The sequence below is a fragment of the Aliiglaciecola litoralis genome, from assembly GCF_039523355.1.
Classification (GTDB): Bacteria; Pseudomonadota; Gammaproteobacteria; order Enterobacterales; family Alteromonadaceae; genus Aliiglaciecola; species Aliiglaciecola litoralis.
Genome location: NZ_BAAAFD010000007.1, coordinates 78,813 through 99,187, shown reverse-complemented (window position 1 = coordinate 99,187; position 20,375 = coordinate 78,813). Strand labels below are relative to the sequence as shown.

Below are 20,375 nucleotides of genomic sequence, written 5' to 3'. Positions count from 1 at the left end.
CAATCGTAAATGACTGATCTTGATCAAGATAATTTGTCTTACAACTTGAATCGGTCACAAATTGTACCCATTAATCTATTAATCAAAATTTTAGGAAAACCAATATGCGATTAGATAGATTTACCAGTAAATTTCAGATGGCAATCTCTGACGCACAATCAATTGCGTTAGGGCGCGATCATCAATATATCGAGCCTGTGCATCTGATGACGGCCTTGTTAAACCAGCAAGGTGGTTCAATACGTCCGCTGTTTGATAGTGTCGGTGTTAATGTCAACGCATTACGCTCTTCATTGTCTGAAGCCATTGAACGCTTACCTAGAGTGGATGGTGTTGGCGGCGATGTGCAGCTTGGCAAAGACTCAGTAGTACTGCTTAACCTCAGTGACAAAATAGCGCAGAAGCGCAAAGACGAATACATTAGCTCTGAGGTATTTGTACTCGCGGCAATTGAGGATAAAGGTCGCTTGGGTGACATATTCAAGCAACTGAACATCACGCAATCGCAAATTGAACAAGGTATTGAGAAGTTGCGCGGTGGACAAAAAGTCACCGATCAAAATGCCGAAGATGTCCGTCAAGCACTCGAAAAGTACACCACTGATTTAACCGCGCGGGCCGAACAGGGCAAACTCGATCCGGTAATCGGTCGTGACGAAGAGATCCGCCGTACAATCCAAGTATTGCAGCGTCGCACCAAGAATAATCCCGTATTAATTGGCGAGCCCGGCGTGGGTAAAACAGCCATAGTCGAAGGACTGGCGCAACGCATTATCAATTCAGAAGTACCTGAGGGGCTTAAGAATAAACGTGTGCTGTCACTGGATATGGGCTCTTTGATTGCGGGCGCTAAATTCAGAGGTGAATTTGAAGAGCGCCTCAAAGCTGTGCTTAATGAACTCTCCAAAGAAGAAGGTCGTGTCATCCTCTTTATTGATGAGCTACATACCATGGTAGGCGCAGGTAAAGGCGAGGGCGCAATGGATGCCGGTAATATGCTCAAACCTGCTCTTGCTAGAGGTGAGCTGCATTGTGTAGGAGCGACTACGTTAGACGAGTACCGCCAATACATTGAAAAAGATGCAGCGCTTGAGCGGCGTTTTCAAAAAGTGCAGGTCGATCAGCCAAGTGTTGAAGACACCATCGCTATTTTACGCGGTTTAAAAGAGCGCTATGAATTGCATCACTCGGTTGATATTACCGATCCTGCCATTGTTGCCGCAGCATCTTTATCGCACCGCTATATTTCAGATCGTCAATTACCGGATAAAGCTATTGATCTCATCGATGAAGCGGCATCTAGCATACGGTTGCAAATGGACTCCAAACCCGAAGATATGGATCGTTTGGAACGTCGTGTGATCCAGTTGAAACTGGAAGAACAGGCACTTTCAAAAGAAAAGGACGATGCTAGTCACAAGCGTTTAGAGCTGATTGAATTGGAAAGAGAGCAAGCTGAGCATAAATACGGCGAGTTAGAAGCGATTTGGAAAGCAGAAAAAAATGCCATGCAAGGCACGCAGACCATTAAATCTGAGTTGGAGCAAGCCAAGCTAGACCTAGAAATAGCGCGCCGAGCCTCTGATCTGAACCGCATGTCAGAACTACAATATGGCCGTATTCCCGAATTGGAGCTAAAGCTTGAACAAGCCTCCGAGGCTGAGCAAGCAGAAACGCAATTGCTCAAAAACAAGGTCACAGAGAACGAAATAGCCGACGTGCTATCACGCTGGACAGGCATTCCTGTGAGTAAGATGCTCGAAGGCGAGAAAGACAAACTGTTGCGTATGGAAGAGGTTTTACACAGCCGTGTTATCGGTCAAACTGAAGCGGTCAATGCGGTCTCTAATGCCATCAGACGCTCACGGGCAGGGTTATCTGATCCAAGTAAACCCATTGGCTCTTTCTTGTTCTTAGGACCAACAGGGGTGGGTAAAACCGAACTGTGCAAGGCGCTAGCCGGTTTCATGTTTGATACCGAGCAAGCCATGGTTCGAATCGATATGTCGGAGTTTATGGAAAAACACTCGGTGGCGCGGCTGGTGGGCGCCCCTCCTGGCTATGTTGGCTACGAAGAGGGCGGCTATTTAACCGAAGCGGTGCGTCGTAAACCTTATTCGGTTATCTTGTTAGATGAAGTAGAAAAAGCCCATCCAGATGTATTTAATATTTTATTACAAGTACTGGATGATGGTCGCCTAACCGATGGTCAAGGTCGTACGGTTGATTTTAAAAATACGGTTGTGATCATGACATCGAATATGGGCTCGGATGTAATCCAAGATCACCATCAAGAAAGTCAATACGATGAAATGAAAAAACGGGTCATGGACGTAGTAGTGCAACAATTTAGACCTGAGTTTATTAACCGCATAGATGACATTGTGGTGTTCCATCCATTGGGCATTGAACAGATCAAAGCCATCGCTAAAATCCAGTTGCTCTCATTGCGTCAGCGATTACATGAAAAAGGCTATAAATTGGAACTATCTCAAGCCGCATTGCAAAAAATTGCAGAAGCTGGATTTGACCCCGTTTATGGTGCAAGGCCATTGAAACGGGCAATTCAAATGGAAATTGAAAACCCCTTGGCGCAGAAGTTACTGGCCGGTGAATTGCCTCCTGAATCAACGATTAGAATTGATTTAGACGGTGAGCAATTAGTGATCGGCTGATCAAGTCTGATTTCACCCTTTCTGATAGGGGCTGCTAAACAAAAACGACGAGCTAGGCTCGTCGTTTTTTTGTAACCCTCAAGAGTTAGAGTTTTTCTAACAAGGCTTGGGCATCTTGTTTTTCATTAAAGGGTTTGGATGAGTCCAGTGCCCGTTGCAAGGACACTTTTGCTTCACTGTCGCGATTCAATTTATGCAATGTATAGGCAAGATGATACTGATTGGAAGGATCATCGGAGTCCATTGCAAAGGCCTTACGTAAAATCGTTAATGCTTCTTCATGCTGTCCCTTAAGCGATTTAATCCACCCTTGGGTGTCATAGAGCGCAGCGATTTCAACCCCTTCTTGCATTGCTTGCTCAATATAGCTTTGCGCTTTGTTTAAGTCTTTATCCAAATAAATGTTAGCCATGTTATTCAAAATAAACACTTTGTTGGGCAGTGCGTCCACTGCAAGTAATTGCTCATAATGGGGTAGCGCCTCATCATAGCGCCCTTGATTCAATAAGAAGTCGGCTAATAAGTTGCGCTGAAAATGATCTTGCGGATTATTTTTTACCAACTCGGTAACTTTGCTCTCAAACTGTGTTTGGCCAACACCCGCTAGCGTAAGTTGATACAACTTAGCTAACGCCGCACGGTAATTACTAGCGACATCAAGTGCCTTGAAATAGGCATTGGCCGCCGCATTTTTGTCATTGCCTGTTAAATAGATATCCCCTGATAACACCAGTAACTGGGGATTGTCAGGGTTTAAGGTTAACCATTTATCCAGCATATCTCGTGCTTTAGTTAAATCGTTGGTAGCAATATGTGTGCGCACATACTCAATCGCTAAAAATTGACTGTCGGGGTAGATTTCGTAAGCCGCAGCTATACTATTTTTGGCTCCCTCAATATCATTGGCCTTGAATTGAATTTTGCTTAATTCGACCAATCCAACTGCGTCTTTTTTAACCAAGTCTTGTATTTTGCGTAATTCACGCTTAACCCGATCAAATTGTTTCAGCGCTAGATAAAGTTCAACTCGCTGCATTTGATAACGAGCTTGCTCAGGCTCGGTTTTGATCGCGATATTGAGCTGACGAATGGCTCTTTCTGGCTCACCTTTTTGGGCATAAATCGTTGCCAGCAACTCCAGCGCCGTGAGATTATCAATGTCTTTTTCTAGCACTCGTTCAAGATTCTTTACCGCTGAATCTATCTCGCCAGCGTTGTATTGATTGCGCGCCAGTAAGGTCAACACATCCACCGTATCGGGCTGAATCGTATTTAGCTGCTCAACGATTTCGATGGCTTTATCATGTTCGCCACGAGAACTCAGCAGGTTGGCTTTGTTAAAGCGCGCAGAGAAATGTTGTGGGTTAATAGCAAGTGCTCGGTCTAGATAGCCCTCAGCGTCGGCCAGATTTCGTTGACGAATTAAAATACCGGCTTTTAAGTTTAGAAAATCGATGTTTTCTGGCGCTAGCTCTAACAGTTGGTCTGCGATCTTATCGGCCTCATCCATTTTGCCCATTGCCATAAATATTTGAGCTCTGGCGATAATAAAACGCACATTTGTGCTGGCACTTTTAGACTCGTTTAACTGGTTTAATGCTAGTTCTAACTTTCCTCGTGACATCAATGTTTTAATTTCTAACAATTCAACATTGGGGTTTTCGGGATATTGTTCTTTGAGTTTGTTAGTAATTTCTACCGCTTTGAATGCTTTACCATTGGCAAGATATAACTCTGCTAACAACATGGCATTTTCAATCTTTTCCATCAATTTACGCTCGTGGCGCTGCATCGCTTCTAGCGCAGGTTTTGGCTCATTCAGTTTCACATGAGTTTGCGCTAATAGTGCAATGGCTTCGATATGATTAGGCACCAAGGTCAAATACTGGATGAAAAAGGCCTTGGCTTGTGCGTAATTCTGTAATGCAAATGCAGATAAACCACTGACGTATATCAGTGTTGGATCTTCACTTAGCGTCTCACCGGTTAATCCGGCGAGTTGGGCACTGAGGTTCTCTAACTCTCGGGCAGCGTCATCACTCATTTGATTTTTAGCTAATAACCATGCTTTGAGCAGCATTCCTGTGGGGTCGCCCGGTGTTTGCTCTAGAATTTTATCAAGTAAGATTCGGGCTGCTTCGGTATCTTGATTTTGCAAATAGGCTGTGACTAAAGAGCGCTTAATTAACGGATCATCCGAGTCTAATTCATAGCTACGCTTGTACAAAGCAATGGCTTGGGAGATGTCTTTTTGTCTTAAATAAAGATCGCCCATTAAACGCAAAGTATGGGGGTTTTCAGGCTCTAGCAAGTTGGACTTATCCAAGTAATTTTTGGCGATAGAAAAGTTTTCCTGCCCCATTTCTAATAATGCCAACGCATTCAAGGCACGAATATTTGTCGGCTGATTCTTCAGTGCCCCGAGGTACTCTTCTCGCGCGCCTTCTATATTGCGCAAATTCAAATGGGCAGTGGCGACTATGATTTGCCAGTCAGTAACACTTTGCGAATTTAAGTTTTTAAACTCAGTATCGATGATTTTTTCGTTCTGATTGGTAAATAACCACACCTTCCCCAAGGTATCGGCGACTAAGCTTGGATCAGCACCAAGGTTAAGTGCTTCTTCGAGTTCAGTCTCCGCTTCTTCTAAATAACCACTTATCATCAGCACCTTGCCCATTAATATTTTGGCAGGCAAGTTATCTTCGTTTTTTTGTAAGCTGTTTTTAAGATAAATGTAGGTGGCTTCAAAGTCTTGTTCAGCGTAAGAAGCTAAGGCTTTTTCATAAAACTCACTGCTATTTTGTGCAGACACTGTCAAGGTTAGCGACAAACAACTAACAAGGAATAGGTTTTTCAATAGTTTCAAATCTGGAATCTCACACTGATGATGGTTTCGGTATCTGCGCTACAATATAACAAAGTCAAAAAATTTTACACCACTGGTAAAATGGTACTCGACCTAGTTGCGCTGATATTATAAAAAATCAGGCACAAAAAAAGACGGCGAACCGTCTTTTTTGTTTAGCAAAATAACTTAAGCGGATAGCTTGCGTCTAAAGATAGCAGCTACACCGGCTAGCATTAACGCGAAGGTGGCTGGTTCTGGAATCTGCCCTTGTGGACTGCTCGTACGAGTGATCAATTTACTAATTTTGACAGCGTCCCAGTCATTATCAGCGTTGATGCCACCTGAAAATACTGAGTTGTAGGCGCCGACTAACCAATATTTAGATTCGAAGCCTGGCGCTATAGTGGCACGCGTATTCAAACCTATATCGAACTTGTCTTGGTGATAACCCCATCCATGTGACATTAAATCACTCCACTTTAAATTGCCTGAACCTGTGAAAGGACCATTAAGACCGAGGATGCTAATGTCAGTATCGTTGTCATTAGCGGTATTATTATCATCGCGACTGCCAAGCCAGCCATTTTTCACACCAACTAATTCAACAGCAGTATCGAATTCGAACAAAACCATGTCATAGTCAAGCTCGTTACTGGCATTTCCTTTATTGTCTACAGCATGGTTGGGTACGTCGTCTGCTTCATCAAAGTTGACGGCACCAAGTCCATTGCCGTTATACTGTTTGATATAAGCATTTTGAATGTACGGATCGTCATCGGTGCTGTCATTACCAGGCAAACACTCAAGGCCTGAATCGCATGTACCAGTGTATCCTGTGGAAGATAAAGCCGTTGCAGTGACTTTTATTCCAGTGCTACTGGTGAACGATACAAAACCATATGGATTGTCGACGTCAGTTTGTACATTTCGACTCGCATGAGAACTAGAAAAATTGAAATGGTGAGTCTCATAAACCGTAGTACTTGAGTTCGCGTATCCTGCAACAGCTAGTGCAAAAATCCCTGTTAGTGCTTTCTTGATCATAACGATTATCCTATTTTAACTTTCGAGCCGTACGGCGTACCGTACTTGGAATATACTAGAGATAAGCAAATATTAAGCCAATAGAAAAATAGCCAATAAAAACAAATAGATATATTTTTAATTCCCAAGTAGAAAGTGTAAGGTGTAAAAAAATTAGACACTTAATGGGGCAGATAGCACACTAAAAGAGACATTTTTTAGCGGTAGAATAATGTCCGTTTAAATCTCCTGAACTGAAGAATAATAAGTGCCCCTCAATAACGCCCTTTTTACGCTTATCTGCGTTGAGTTTTCTAGCAATAGACTAGCTATTAGGTACGAAAACTCGCCTTGCTAATCGCAAAAATGGCGTCATTGATCTGTGTTCTTGAAATTTCGTTTCTACTTACTTTCACTAACACGCCTAAATACAGCTGTAATAATTTATAGCTTTGACACTTGTTGCTTATACCGACTTAAGTTTTCCTATGGTATCTTGTGCCTAAGTAGTCAGGAGGAAATATGACAGAATCAAAACGTAAAGGTATCTATTTACTACCTAATTTATTAACAACGGCGGGATTGTTTTCCGGTTTCTACGCGGTTGTAGCATCGATGAACGGTCGCTTTGAAGCTGCCGCTGTGGCGATTTTTATTGCGATGATCTTTGATGGCTTAGATGGCCGAGTTGCCAGAATGACCAATACTCAAAGTGAGTTTGGGGCAGAATACGACTCCATGGCTGATATGGTGTCGTTTGGCGTGGCCCCCGCGCTGGTGGCGTACAATTGGGGTTTAACCGGACTCGGTAAAATAGGTTGGTTAGCTGCCTTTATATACGTAGCAGGAGCGGCATTGCGTTTGGCACGCTTCAATACCCAAGTTGGCATTGCCGATAAGCGTTTTTTCCAAGGCTTAGCCAGTCCGGCTGCTGCGGCTCTGGTTGCAGGCCTTGTCTGGGTAGGTGTTGAATACGATCTCGATGGTAATGACTACGGCGTGATTGTCGCTGTAATTACTGGCTTATCTGGCTTGTTGATGGTCAGTAACTTTAAATATAACTCCTTTAAAGAAGTAGATTGGCACGGCAAAGTGCCTTTTGTAGCCATGCTGATAATCATGATGGGCTTTGTCATTGTGGCAACCGAACCCGCTTTAGTATTGTTCTTAGTGTTTGCTCTTTACGCACTGGCTGGGCCGATAAACACCTTTCGCAGTGTCGATAAAATGCGCTTAGAAGATGTGGTCGGTGATCATGAAGAGGGTGATTCGGATTTTGCTAATCAAGAAGATAACAGCGAATCTGATGCTGAAGATAGAAAATAATCCACTGCGTTGCGTTAATAGTGAGCTTCAAACTGTCAATATTTTTAACGCTTTGCATTTGCGAAATAATTGAATAAATCATAACTTATTGTTTTTTCTAAATAAAAAAACATTGGTTCGTTAATTGCTTTAGAAAGGCCAGAGGTTGAACTCCCCAGGGGTACTATCGCTAAATTATAATAATAATAATAACGAAATCGTTGATAACAATAATAAGGCTAACTTATGAAGTATTTGAAAAATGTTCTACTCGCAACAGGTTTAATGGCCTCTACACTAGGCATGTCAATGTCAGCTAACGCTGGCGCTATCATCCAACAAGAAATTTATGCAGACATCAATGAAGATTTTGGCTTTTTCGGTGTTTCCGCAGGTCTCGACCAATTGCTTGGTACTATTACTTACAACACAGATCTAGCTGACGAGTTTGGTTTCCTCGACACTGATTCAACCGTAGTTGATATTAACTTCGGCTTTTTGAACTTAACAATGGCAGATAGCGATTCTGTGTTTTTTGGCATGCCTATCGTCGCCGGCTTTGACCCGTTTAACTTCACAGCTGGACTTGAATTTTACAGCGAAGGGTTCGTACACCCTTCTGCCCTTGAGTTGTTCATTGATGTGGGCCCTTTGTCTAGTGGATCTGTAATAGCCGAAGACACCTTTGACGGTATTTTCAGCGAAGGAAATGGTCGCTTAGGTCAAGTAACTTACGTACCAGAGCCTTCAGCTCTAGTGCTAATGCTTGCTGGCTTAGGTTTACTAGTACGCAGAAAAGTGGCTGCTAAATAAGCTTACTTACCAGTTGATAACTAAAACCCGGGTTTATCCCGGGTTTTTTGTGTCTGATATTTCCTCGTATAGCCGCTGCTTTTTGGGCGTCAGATTTTTTTACACCTAGTTTCAGTCCTTTTTAGCGTCACTTTACGGATCTCGTAAATGCCGCTCAGCGTCAAATTTAAGTCAATCCTAGTTGGCGCGTTTGTTGCAATCTCAACTTCAATTATCACTCACGTCAATAATTCGTTGTATGGAACTTGCAGGTTACTTTAACCGGATAGACAGAAATCACGTTAAGAACTTCACTAATGGGGTAGGTGCACCTTTGGTGTTGCTGGCCATTATGGGTATGGTTATCTTACCGATGCCCGCGGTGCTGTTGGATATTCTGTTTAGCTTCAATATCGCGCTGTCGCTGATGGTCATCTTGGTATCGGTATTCACCAAAAAACCAGTCGAGTTCGGTATTTTCCCGTTAGTGTTATTGATTGCCACTGTTTTACGTTTGGCGCTAAATGTCGCCTCCACCCGCATTGTTTTGCTCGAAGGACACGAAGGTGGGGACGCCGCCGGAAAAGTGATCCAAGCTTTTGGTGAGGTGGTAATTGGCGGTAACTATGCGGTGGGTATCGTGGTCTTTGCCATCTTGCTTATCATCAACTTTAAAGTAGTCACCGCCGGTGCGGGACGCATCTCTGAAGTCAGCGCCCGCTTTACCCTAGATGCAATGCCGGGTAAACAGATGGCGATTGATGCTGATCTTAACGCCGGTTACATCGACCAAGACGAAGCGCGTAAACGCCGCATCGAAATTACCAGTGAAGCGGATTTTTATGGGTCGATGGACGGTGCCTCAAAGTTTGTGAAAGGTGATGCCGTTGCCGGGCTGTTTATTATGTTGATCAATATCGTCGGTGGCTTGTTTATCGGTATGATCCAGCACGATCTTGATTTCAGCGACGCGATTGAAATCTATACCATTTTGACCATAGGGGATGGACTAGTAGCACAAATTCCATCATTACTCTTATCAGTAGCGACGGCGATTATTGTTACCCGTGAAAATGACTCCCAAGAAATGGGACAGGAAATGCGTCGACAATTGGGCAATCAAAAAGCCTTGTACGTCACATCCGGTATCTTGTTTGTGATGGGGATTGTGCCCGGCATGCCGCATTTTGCCTTTTTAGGTTTCAGTGCCTTTGTCGCATGCGTCGCCTACTACAACGTATGGAGCGCGCGCCGAAACGCCGAGGCACCGCAAAGCGTTGACAATTTGCCAGAACAAAGTCAACAACCACAAGAGATAAAAGAATTGGGCTGGGATGATGTCCAACACGTCGACACCATCGGTTTGGAAGTGGGCTATCGCTTGATCCCACTGGTAGATAAAACTCAAGGTGGCGAGCTACTGACGCGCATTAAAGGCGTGCGTAAAAAGCTTTCGCAAGAGTTGGGCTTCTTAATTCCAGCGGTGCATATTCGTGACAACTTAGATCTCAATCCTAATAGCTATACCATCGCTATGCTTGGCGTAACGGTGGGCGACGCGGAAATCAGCCATGATGATGAATTAGCGATTAATCCCGGCCAGGTGTTTGGCAAATTAGAAGGTAAAGCGACCCGCGACCCAGCCTTTGGACTAGATGCCGTGTGGATCCGTCCACAGCAACGGGAGCATGCGCAAACATTGGGATATACCGTGGTCGATGCGGCTACTGTAGTGGCGACCCATTTAAGTCAACTGCTAACCAATAATGCCTACCAGCTTTTAGGGCATGAAGAAGTGCAGCAATTGCTCGACATGCTTGCCAAATCCAGCCCTAAATTAGTGGAAGGCTTAGTACCGGATATTCTTCCGCTGAGCACTGTGGTGAAAGTGTTGCAGACTTTACTGTATGAAGGCGTTCCGATCCGAGATATGCGCAGCATAGTGCAGACATTGTGTGAGTACGGACCTAAGACGCAAGATCCCGATGTACTGGTCTCAGCCGTGCGAATTGCACTCAAACGTTTGATCGTGCAAGAAATAAATAATAATGAAAAAGAGCTACCTGTCATTACTTTGGCTCCCGATCTGGAACAGATGTTGCACCAGTCATTACAAGCGGGTGGAGAAGATGGCGCAGGTATCGAACCAGGACTGGCCGAAAAGCTTCAACATTCGTTAACCGAAGCGTCGCAACAGCGAGAGCTAGAGGGCGAGCCCGCGGTGTTATTAACCTCAGGTATGCTTCGCCCAGTGTTATCGAAATTCTTTAAACATTCAGTCATGGGGTTACACGTGCTGTCATATCAAGAAATACCCAGTGACAAACAGATACGCATTGTAAGTGCCGTGGGTCAATAAAATGACGCCTATGAAATTAGAACATCAAATTAGCTCGCTCCATCGGAGGCATTGTGAAAATTAGACGCTTTATCGGAAAAGACATGCGAGATGCATTGAACCAGGTCAAAAGTGAACTGGGCGGCGATGCGGTGATCATGTCTAACAAAAAAGTCAGCGATGGGATTGAAATTATCGCCGCTTATGACCAACCCGCTTCGAGCACTGCCCCTGTCAGCTCCGCAAAAGCAGCGTCAACTTATCGCGCAGAATCAAACAAGACTGCCACTTCCATGCCCAATCGTAGCGCTGCGCCAGCTAAAAATGCTAAGAAAGTGCCGAGTTTGAGTGAAATTATTGGTGATTCGGGGCCGGATAGCTTGCGCGCATTATTAGAGCAGCAAAATCAACAAACAACGAATTCAGCGCAGGATTTCCCGTCGGAAAAATCCTTTACCCATGCCCCCGTAAATATTGCTCCAAAGATCGCACCGACAAGCAATACGCAACAACAGCATGATGCATCGGCCATCAGTGAGATTAAAAACGAGCTTAATGCGTTAAGAGGTATGTTGCAGTTCCAAGTGTCTGGTCTCATCAAGCAAGAGCAGCAACGCTCGCATCCATTGCATGGCTATCTGGCATCTCGCTTAGAAGCTATGGGGATCAGTGAATCAATCGCCTCAGATGTGGTCTCATATACCCCTGAATCAGCTGATGAACGTCAGGCATGGTTGTTTCTGTTAAAATTAATGGCCAATCGCATTCATACCTCTGGCAATGCTATTTTAGACACCGAAGGTGTTGTTGCGTTAGTTGGGCCGACCGGAACCGGTAAAACCACCACGATTGCTAAACTAGCGGCACGGGCAGCACAGCGTTATGGTGCTGAGCAAGTGGCACTGGTAACAATTGATTCCTATCGTATAGCCGCTTACGAACAATTAGCCACTTATGGAAAAATTATTGGCTGCGCTGTAAAAAAAGCGCAAAATGCAGAAGAATTATCAGATATACTTTTCCAACTGCGAAACAAACGACTAGTATTGATTGATACAGCGGGCTTTGGTCAAAGAGACTCCCGATTAATCAAGCAGTTAGATACATTGAATCAGCATTCATGTGCTACTATTAAGAAATATGTCGTGATGCAGGCAAATGCGCAGCACACAGTGATGCAGCATACAATTAATGCATATAAGTCGATTGCTTTGGAAGGATGTATTTTGACAAAGTTAGACGAATGTTACAGTCTTGGAGAGGCGATCAGTGTTGCGGTTGAACACAAATTAGCCATCAGTTATATCACCGATGGACAAAGAGTCCCTGAAGATATTAAAGTTGCAGATGCAAAGTATTTAATCTCAGCAGCGGCTAAGCTTTATAAAAAATACGGTATGATCCATACTAACAAGCCAGAAAACACAAGATCGGCATTGGCAGTATGATTGAGGACCAAGCGAGTAGCTTAAGACGAATGAATCAATCTCGATTAATTAAAGTGATCGCAGTTACCGGCGGTAAAGGTGGGGTGGGGAAAACCAACATTACCCTTAACACTGCGATTGCAATGGCAAAAAAAGGCAAGCGAGTCATGGTCTTAGACGCTGATCTTGGATTAGCGAATGTGGACGTGATGCTGGGCTTGCGAGTAGAGAAAAATCTCTCTCATGTACTTTCAGGTGAATGCACATTGGATGATGTGTTGGTGATGGGGCCCCATGGGATCCTTATTGCACCAGCAACCTCCGGTACCCAATCAATGACTGAACTCAGCCAAACAGAGCACGCTGGACTTATTCGTGCATTTGGTGAGCTGCGCGCTGATATTGACGTGCTGTTAGTGGATACTGCTGCGGGTATTTCTGACATGGTGTTAAGTTTTTCTCGCGCATCTCAAGACATCATGATGGTAGTCTGTGATGAACCCACCTCACTCACAGATGCTTACGCGTTGATTAAATTACTGAATCGTGAACACGGTGTGTTCAAGTTCAAAATTGTCGCCAATATGGTGCGCAACATGCGAGAAGGGCAAGAACTATTTGCCAAGCTATCTAAAGTGACCAATCGATTCTTAGATGTGGCCTTGGAGCTGGTGGCAACTATTCCTTATGACGAAAATATTCGTAAATCGGTACGCAAACAAAAAGCCATTGTTGATGCATATCCTGCGTCACCTGCTGCAGTAGCAATTAGAGGGTTAGCCGACAAAGCACTGACTTGGCCTATTCCAAATCAGCCAGGTGGACACCTTGAGTTTTTCCTAGAGCAACTTATTGCCGAGAAAGTGGTTGGTGGTCAAGGGTGAATAGAAAAGCTGCAGCTTATCAACAACAGGCCGACACGGCTCAATTGGTAGAGAGGCATGCTTCACTTGTCAAACGCATAGCGCATCATTTGCTAGCGCGACTTCCTGCCAGTGTGTTGGTTGATGACTTAATTCAATCTGGCATGATAGGTTTGCTAGAAGCGGCACGAAATTTCGATGGTACCAAGGGGGCCAGCTTTGAGACATTCGCGGGTATTCGTATACGCGGTGCCATGCTGGATGAAATTCGCAAAGGCGATTGGACACCTCGCTCGGTACACAAAAATGGTCGTGCTATTACCGAGGCGATCAACCAGGTCGAAAAAGAGACCGGCAGAGATGCACGAGATGTAGACGTAGCAGAAAAATTGGAAGTGTCTCTGACAGACTACCATCAGATGCTCAATGAAGTGAACGCTGGAAAGATAATCGGTATTGAAGATCTGGGTATTACTGAAGATGTGATCACCACGGAACAAACGAAAGGCAGCGACACGCCTTTTCAAGATTTATTGCAAGGTTCGTTTCAAAAAGCCTTGGCGCATGCTATTACTACATTACCAGAGCGAGAAGCAATTGTTTTATCATTGTATTATGATGAAGAATTAAATTTACGGGAAATCGGTGAAGTGCTCGAGGTCAGTGAATCAAGAGTCAGCCAAATCCACAGTCAGGCGATGCTAAAACTGAAAAATAAAATGCAGTCTTGGCGACTAAACGAAGAATAATAGATAATAATTTTGGTTTAATCCTCATTGGAGGCAGTTTTGGATAAAAATATGAAAATTCTCGTTGTTGACGATTTTTCAACAATGAGACGTATCATCAAGAATTTACTTAAAGATCTTGGTTTTACTAATGTACAAGAAGCCGATGACGGGAGCACGGCATTGCCGATGCTACAACAGAGCGATTTTGACTTTGTCGTTACCGACTGGAATATGCCTGGCATGCAGGGAATTGATTTGCTTCGTGCGATACGAGCAGATGACAACCTCAAACACTTACCGGTGTTAATGGTGACGGCTGAGGCTAAGAAAGAACAAATCGTTGCGGCTGCACAAGCCGGTGTCAACGGCTACGTTGTGAAACCGTTTACCGCCAATACATTGAAAGAAAAACTAGACAAAATTTTTGAGAGACTGGGTTAAGACTCACCCGATGACAACCAATTAGGAGTGTCTGAATGACCGGTTCTGCTAAAGCTCCGTTGTCTCTTGACGAAGCTAAAAAATTAGTCGAGTTACTTGAGTCCGGAGATAACCAAGCTGCCTCTGAATTGCTAGAGGAAGCTTCCTTGACGAATTCTGTTGAATTATTTGCTGAAGTGGGCAAGCTCACACGGCAACTTCATGACTCGCTCAATACGTTTCAACTCGATCCTCGCATTTCCAATCTTGCTATTGAAGATATCCCCGACGCGCAAAGTCGTCTCATGTACGTGATTGAGACCACTGAGCAGGCCGCCAATACCACGATGGACGCGGTAGAAAAGAGCATGCCCATCGCCGAAAAACTGCATGTTGGTATTGCCAAAGTCTTGCCTGAATGGAAAAAGCTGATGTCCAGACAAATGGAACTCGGCGAATTTAAATCTTTATGTAATGAATTAGACAAGCTGTTAGAAGAATCTTCTGCAGATACTGCTAAACTCAATGTGTTGTTGACTGATGTGTTGATGGCACAAGGATACCAAGACTTGACTGGCCAGGTTATTCGCCGAGTCATTGAGTTAGTAAAAGAAGTCGAAGACAGTCTGGTACACATGCTGACGGTATTTGGAGCACCTGAAACAGCGGCTTTAAAACCGAAAGTTGATGAAAGTACTCACAAATCTGACAAAGAGTCCGATAAAGTGAAAGCGGAAGGACCCATTATCGATGCAGAAACGCGTGATGATGTTGTGTCAAGTCAGGATGACGTTGACGACTTACTATCTAGTTTAGGGTTTTAAGAGGAATTGGTTCATGTCTTTTGAAGTTGACGAGGAAATCCTACAGGACTTTTTGGTCGAAGCCGGTGAAATACTGGAACAACTGCAAGAACAGCTTGTTGATCTCGAAAACAATCCAGAAGACTCTGATCTGCTGAATGCGATTTTCCGTGGTTATCATACCGTCAAAGGCGGGGCTGGATTTTTAGCGCTCAGCGAATTGGTGGATATCTGCCACGGCGCCGAGAATGTCTTCGATGTGATGCGTAATCAGCAACGTACGTTAACCCCTGAGTTAATGGACGTTATTTTGCAGGCCACCGATGTCGTGGTTGAAATGTTCGAAAACGTCAAAGCCCGTGAGCCACTTGAACCTGCAGCACCAGAACTACTTGAAACACTTCACCGTCTGAGTAAACCTGAATCTCAAGATGCTGCTGCGCCTGCAGCGCCGGCTCCAGCGGCAACAGCTCCACCGCCACCACCAGCCTCCTCAGGTGAAGGCAGCATAGACGAAATTTCAGAAGACGAATTTGAAGCTTTATTAGATGAGTTACATGGCAGTGCCTCACCAAGCGCACCTGCTCCTGCAGCACCAGCAAGCGTGCTCGATGACAACAGTGAAGACATTACCGACGATGAATTTGAAGCTTTGTTGGATCAATTGCATGGTGAAGGACAATTCGTTGCAGAAAAAGAATCGGCACCTGCTGTTTCTGCTCCAGCAGCTCCTGCAGCCAGTGATTCAGACTCTGATGAAATCTCTGACGATGAATTCGAAGCGCTATTAGATCAATTACATGGTTCGGGTAAAGGACCAGCGGTAAAAGAGCCAGCTAAAGCTGCGCCTCCACCACCGCCACCGCCGCCACCGCCACCACCGCCGCCACCGCCGCCTCCAACGCCAGTGGCTGCCGCAGCGCCAGCACCCGTTGCTAAACCTGTGGTAAAAGCACCGGCCAAAAAAGATGATAAAAAGTCTGCTTCGGCTGCGGCACAAGGCGAAACGACAGTTCGGGTTGATACCAAACGACTCGACCAGATCATGAATATGGTGGGGGAATTGGTGTTAGTCAGAAACCGCCTTCTAAGTCTTGGTATTAACATTAACGACGAAGCTATGACTAAGGCCATTGCTAACCTTGATGTGGTAACGGGTGACCTGCAAGGGGCGGTAATGAAAACCCGTATGCAGCCCATTAAGAAAGTGTTTGGTCGATTCCCTCGGGTCGTCAGAGACCTGGCGCGCAGCCTGAAAAAAGAAATTACCCTAGAGTTAGAAGGTGAAGAAACCGATTTAGATAAAAACTTGGTTGAAGCACTGGCAGATCCGTTAGTTCACTTAGTCAGAAACTCTGTCGATCATGGCATCGAAATGCCTGAAGACCGCGTTGCGGCAGGCAAGCCATCAATGGGAGTTGTGAAGTTATCTGCGTCTCAAGAAGGTGATCATATTCTGCTTACCATCGAAGATGATGGTAAAGGAATGGATGCCGAGAAGCTTAAAGAAATTGCGATTAGTCGCGGTGTATTGGATGCCGATGCAGCGGCTAGGATGTCTGATGTAGAAGCCTTTAATTTGATTTTTGCTCCTGGGTTTTCCACCAAAACAGAAATATCAGATATTTCAGGTCGCGGTGTGGGAATGGATGTGGTTAAAACCAAAATTAACCAACTCAATGGTACCGTGAATATTGATTCAGCGTTGGGTAAAGGCACACGACTCGAAATAAAAGTGCCACTTACGTTAGCCATCTTACCAACCTTGATGATTGTGGTTGGTGAACAGACTTTCGCTTTACCGCTAGGCGCAGTCAATGAAATCATTAATATGGATATGAGTAAGACCAATACCGTTGACAGTCAATTGACGATGATTGTGCGCTCCAAAGCGATACCACTATTTTACCTACGAGACTGGTTGAAAAATGGCAAAGGTAGTACGGATAAAAATCAAGGTCATGTTGTGGTAGTGCAAATTGGTACGCAACAAGTGGGTTTTGTGGTTGATGCGCTTATAGGTCAAGAAGAAGTTGTGATTAAACCGTTGGATGCATTATTGCAAGGCACGCCTGGAATGGCTGGCGCGACTATAACCAGCGACGGCGGTATTGCATTAATTATTGATATTCCAAACTTGCTTAAGCGTTACGCAAAGAAAAAGTAGCTGAATAAATTAATGTTCATTACAAGGGAAAGTATCTAAGCATTTGATTTAGTGTGTTTTCTACCTCCCCTTGTTAGTGAAGGTCGCGAGGCTAGCGGCGTACCTACCCAAGACAACCTGCAAAATTAACAGATAGTTCCACACCTTAAGTGGTGTAGCGGTGCTGTATACAGTAATATACCGAGATGACTATGCGCAGATTGAAATGTAAGCTGTGGGTAGGTAAAAAATTTACCTTTTAGAATAATTAAAATGGATTCCGATCCAACATTTGAGGGCAGTGTTAACCGATGGCATACCGAGTACTAGTGGTCGATGACTCCAGCTTTTTTTGCCGTCGGGTTAAAGATATACTGAATCAAGATCCCATGTTGGATGTAGTAGGCATAGCTCGCAACGGTCAGCAAGCGATTAGCATGGTTGCCGAGCTTAAACCGGATGTAGTCACCATGGATGTTGAAATGCCGGTGATGGATGGCATTACCGCAGTAAAAAGAATCATGAAGTCTCATCCGCTGCCCATTTTGATGTTTTCTTCGTTAACCCATGATGGCGCGCAAGCGACCCTTGATGCTCTTGATGCGGGGGCCTTAGATTTCCTGCCAAAGAAATTTGAAGACATTGCCAGTAATCGCAGAGAGTCAATTGACCTTTTGCAATCACGAGTCAAAGCGCTTGCCGCAAAACGAGCTAGTTTCAGCAGGCGAGCTATTCAAACGCCGTCTCCAGGCACCACGGTCAAAACTCAAGTGTTTATGCGCTCGACCAGTCAAGCCGTTGCGCCACCTTCTTCTGAAGCCCCGAGTGTTTTAACGGGTTCCGTAACCAGAGCTTCAGGAAAGCGATACGCAGTGCTTGCGCTTGGGACTTCCACTGGCGGGCCGGTTGCCTTGCAAAAAATTCTAGCGCAATTCCCTGCGTCTTTTCCTTATCCCATCGTATTGGTTCAGCATATGCCGGGTAGTTTTACTAAAGCTTTTGCTGAAAGACTCAACCAGGGCTGTAAAATCACTGTCAAAGAAGCGCAGTCGGGCGATAAATTGAAACCTGGATGCGCTTATCTGGCACCCGGTGGCAAGCAGATGATAGTGGATGGTAATGTCAAAGATCCAAAAGTGACAATTACCGAGTCGGAGCAACAGGATCATTTGTTGTTCAAACCTAGCGTTGATGTGACCTTTGAATCCATAAGCCGTGTCTACGGTGGCGATGTACTCGGAATTATTCTGACCGGCATGGGCGCAGATGGAAAACAGGGCAGTCTTGCGTTAAAGCAACGCGGTGCCAAAATTTGGGCACAAGATGAAAATAGCAGCGTCGTGTATGGTATGCCCTTAGCTGTGACCAAAGCCAATATCGCTGAACGAAATTTACCTTTGGATGAAATTGCATCAAGCATCCTCACCGAAATGCAGGTAAAATAGACCCATTGCAGATGATATTAACCGGTAGAGCAATATTGTGATTGTGTGGGCCATAGCGAATCAGAAAGGCGGAGTGGGAAAAACAACCACGACTGTTACGCTGGGCGGCATTCTGGCTCAACAAGGGCACCGAGTCCTATTGGTTGATACCGACCCTCAAGCCTCACTCAGTTATTATTTTGGCGTAGACTCAGAAGAGCTGTCTTCAAGTGTTTATGATGTATTCGCTGCAGGTGCGGAATTAAACAAAGACACCGTATTAGATAGTCTTTGCCCGACTAAATTAGATTCATTATTCATTTTACCCGCTTCCATGGCATTGGCTACCTTAGATCGTAAAATGGGCACTCAACCAGGCATGGGACTGATCCTAAAAAAAGCTTTTGCCTGTGTGGCCGATGAGTTTGACTATGTGTTGATTGACTGCCCACCGGTGCTTGGCGTGTTGATGGTAAATGCCGTTGCAGCCAGTCATCACCTTATTATTCCTGTGCAAACTGAGTTTCTCGCGTTAAAAGGCTTGCAGCGGATGATGCACACCCTTGAAATCATGTCTAAATCACAGAATAGAAAGTTTCAACGCATTATCGTACCCACTATGTTTGATAAGCGGGTAAACGCTGCTGCGGATGCATACAAGGTCTTGTGTGACGATTACAAAGATCAAGTTTGGTCTGGCGTGATCCCGGTGGACACCCGTTTTCGAGACGCCAGTCAGGCACAATCACCACCGTCAGTTTATTGTCCTAAATCACGGGGCGTTTATGCGTACAAAAATCTGTTAACGCATTTGCAATCTACAGCGAGTGACCAATCATGAAAAATAGCGGGTTCGCCAAAGAAGAACTGGTAGAAGAATATTTAACGTCATTGCTTAGTGATGAAGCGCCACAAGATGTGGTGCAATTAGAAAGCGTTGCAAAACTGCTTGAGTCTGCTCAAATACCAGAAATCAATGATGACATTGCCATTGAGTCCCCAGAAGATAGCGTCACTGAAGAAACAATCATCGCTAAAGAAAGTGCGTCTGAGGTCGACATAAAAGAACCAGCAGAGCCGCTGAAAACTGAGGTTGTCACCACCAGTATTCCAACCCGTGATTTCCAAGCGTTGTTTTTCAAAGTCGCAGGGTTAACATTAGCGTTGCCATTGACGGAATTAGGTGGCATCCACAAGATTGAAAAAATTGGCCCATTATTTGGAAAACCAGATTGGTTCAAAGGTGTTATGCTTCATAGAGATGAAAATTTAAGTGTTGTCGACACGGCAAAATGGGTTATGCCAGAAAAATATGACGAAAAACTGGCAGAATCGTTAAATTATCAATATCTTATAATGTTAGACACCAGCGGTTGGGGTTTGGCTTGTGAAAGTCTCACCACCACGTCAGTATTAAAGCCAAGTGATGTTAAATGGCGTGAGACTAATGGTAAACGCCCTTGGTTGGCGGGAATGGTCAAAGAAAAGATGTGTGCACTTGTTAACGTTCAACACTTAATTGATATGTTAAACAAAGGCCTAGGTAGTAATGATAAATAGACGCAGCTTGTAGGGAG

General features: G+C 44.6%; 15 protein-coding genes. 13 read left to right on the top strand and 2 right to left on the bottom strand.

The window, feature by feature from the left end; translation table 11 throughout:
• Positions 1 to 104: 104 nt before the first annotated feature.
• Positions 105 to 2,675 carry an ATP-dependent chaperone ClpB gene (gene clpB / locus ABD036_RS12670; protein ID WP_343860462.1) on the top strand — a complete coding sequence of 857 codons (2,571 nt, stop codon included), beginning with the start codon at positions 105 to 107 and terminating at the stop codon, positions 2,673 to 2,675.
• An 85-nt stretch (positions 2,676 to 2,760) separates the two neighbouring features.
• On the opposite strand, the gene prsT is transcribed toward clpB, so the two are convergent.
• Positions 2,761 to 5,535: an XrtA/PEP-CTERM system TPR-repeat protein PrsT gene (prsT, locus tag ABD036_RS12665; RefSeq protein ID WP_343860460.1), complete on the bottom strand. Its 2,775-nt coding sequence runs from the start codon at positions 5,533 to 5,535 to the stop codon at positions 2,761 to 2,763.
• A gap of 177 nt (positions 5,536 to 5,712) precedes the next feature.
• Complete coding sequence (gene xdp1 / locus ABD036_RS12660; protein ID WP_343860458.1) at positions 5,713 to 6,570, bottom strand: exosortase-dependent surface protein XDP1; 858 nt, start codon at positions 6,568 to 6,570, stop codon at positions 5,713 to 5,715.
• A 501-nt stretch (positions 6,571 to 7,071) separates the two neighbouring features.
• Here xdp1 and pssA point away from each other — a divergent pair.
• The 12 genes from pssA to ABD036_RS12600 all read left to right on the top strand — a co-directional run bounded on the left by pssA (position 7,072) and on the right by ABD036_RS12600 (position 20,358).
• The gene (gene pssA / locus ABD036_RS12655; protein WP_343860456.1) at positions 7,072 to 7,875 is read left to right on the top strand and encodes a CDP-diacylglycerol--serine O-phosphatidyltransferase; all 804 of its coding nucleotides are present in this window, start codon (positions 7,072 to 7,074) and stop codon (positions 7,873 to 7,875) included.
• A gap of 225 nt (positions 7,876 to 8,100) precedes the next feature.
• Positions 8,101 to 8,667: a PEP-CTERM sorting domain-containing protein gene (locus tag ABD036_RS12650; protein WP_343860455.1), complete on the top strand. Its 567-nt coding sequence runs from the start codon at positions 8,101 to 8,103 to the stop codon at positions 8,665 to 8,667.
• Positions 8,668 to 8,905: 238 nt separating this feature from the next.
• Positions 8,906 to 11,005, top strand: coding sequence for a flagellar biosynthesis protein FlhA (flhA, locus tag ABD036_RS12645; protein ID WP_343860686.1), 2,100 nt, complete (start codon positions 8,906 to 8,908; stop codon positions 11,003 to 11,005).
• 53 nt (positions 11,006 to 11,058) lie between these two features.
• Entirely contained in the window at positions 11,059 to 12,432 is a 1,374-nt protein-coding gene (gene flhF / locus ABD036_RS12640) for a flagellar biosynthesis GTPase FlhF (RefSeq protein WP_343860453.1), read from the top strand.
• Positions 12,429 to 13,295 carry a MinD/ParA family protein gene (locus ABD036_RS12635; RefSeq protein WP_343860451.1) on the top strand — a complete coding sequence of 289 codons (867 nt, stop codon included), beginning with the start codon at positions 12,429 to 12,431 and terminating at the stop codon, positions 13,293 to 13,295. The genes flhF and ABD036_RS12635 overlap by 4 nt, the downstream gene beginning before the upstream one ends.
• Positions 13,292 to 14,023 (top strand): RNA polymerase sigma factor FliA, encoded by a 732-nt coding sequence (locus tag ABD036_RS12630; RefSeq protein WP_343860449.1) that lies wholly within the window; start codon positions 13,292 to 13,294, stop codon positions 14,021 to 14,023. The genes ABD036_RS12635 and ABD036_RS12630 overlap by 4 nt, the downstream gene beginning before the upstream one ends.
• Positions 14,024 to 14,062: 39 nt before the next feature.
• Positions 14,063 to 14,446, top strand: coding sequence for a chemotaxis response regulator CheY (gene cheY, locus ABD036_RS12625; protein ID WP_343860447.1), 384 nt, complete (start codon positions 14,063 to 14,065; stop codon positions 14,444 to 14,446).
• A 35-nt stretch (positions 14,447 to 14,481) separates the two neighbouring features.
• Positions 14,482 to 15,249, top strand: coding sequence for a protein phosphatase CheZ (locus ABD036_RS12620; RefSeq protein ID WP_343860445.1), 768 nt, complete (start codon positions 14,482 to 14,484; stop codon positions 15,247 to 15,249).
• Between the two features lie 13 nt (positions 15,250 to 15,262).
• A complete protein-coding gene (locus ABD036_RS12615; protein WP_343860443.1) occupies positions 15,263 to 17,395 on the top strand; it encodes a chemotaxis protein CheA in 2,133 nt (710 codons plus the stop codon).
• A gap of 290 nt (positions 17,396 to 17,685) precedes the next feature.
• The gene (locus ABD036_RS12610; protein WP_343860441.1) at positions 17,686 to 18,819 is read left to right on the top strand and encodes a protein-glutamate methylesterase/protein-glutamine glutaminase; all 1,134 of its coding nucleotides are present in this window, start codon (positions 17,686 to 17,688) and stop codon (positions 18,817 to 18,819) included.
• Between the two features lie 37 nt (positions 18,820 to 18,856).
• The gene (locus tag ABD036_RS12605; RefSeq protein ID WP_343860440.1) at positions 18,857 to 19,639 is read left to right on the top strand and encodes a ParA family protein; all 783 of its coding nucleotides are present in this window, start codon (positions 18,857 to 18,859) and stop codon (positions 19,637 to 19,639) included.
• Entirely contained in the window at positions 19,636 to 20,358 is a 723-nt protein-coding gene (locus tag ABD036_RS12600) for a chemotaxis protein CheW (protein WP_343860439.1), read from the top strand. Before ABD036_RS12605 ends, ABD036_RS12600 begins: the two co-directional genes overlap by 4 nt.
• The last annotated feature ends 17 nt before the right edge of the window (positions 20,359 to 20,375 follow it).

Excerpts from the sequence above, each read along its gene's own strand:
- ABD036_RS12635 (WP_343860451.1), top strand. The coding sequence starts at position 12,429 with ATGATTGAGGACCAAGCGAGTAGCTTAAGACGAATGAATCAATCTCGA.
- ABD036_RS12620 (WP_343860445.1), top strand. The coding sequence starts at position 14,482 with ATGACCGGTTCTGCTAAAGCTCCGTTGTCTCTTGACGAAGCTAAAAAA.
- xdp1 (WP_343860458.1), bottom strand. The coding sequence starts at position 6,570 with ATGATCAAGAAAGCACTAACAGGGATTTTTGCACTAGCTGTTGCAGGA.
- ABD036_RS12610 (WP_343860441.1), top strand. The coding sequence starts at position 17,686 with ATGGCATACCGAGTACTAGTGGTCGATGACTCCAGCTTTTTTTGCCGT.
- ABD036_RS12615 (WP_343860443.1), top strand. The coding sequence starts at position 15,263 with ATGTCTTTTGAAGTTGACGAGGAAATCCTACAGGACTTTTTGGTCGAA.
- ABD036_RS12600 (WP_343860439.1), top strand. The coding sequence starts at position 19,636 with ATGAAAAATAGCGGGTTCGCCAAAGAAGAACTGGTAGAAGAATATTTA.
- clpB (WP_343860462.1), top strand. The coding sequence starts at position 105 with ATGCGATTAGATAGATTTACCAGTAAATTTCAGATGGCAATCTCTGAC.
- pssA (WP_343860456.1), top strand. The coding sequence starts at position 7,072 with ATGACAGAATCAAAACGTAAAGGTATCTATTTACTACCTAATTTATTA.
- flhA (WP_343860686.1), top strand. The coding sequence starts at position 8,906 with ATGGAACTTGCAGGTTACTTTAACCGGATAGACAGAAATCACGTTAAG.
- ABD036_RS12650 (WP_343860455.1), top strand. The coding sequence starts at position 8,101 with ATGAAGTATTTGAAAAATGTTCTACTCGCAACAGGTTTAATGGCCTCT.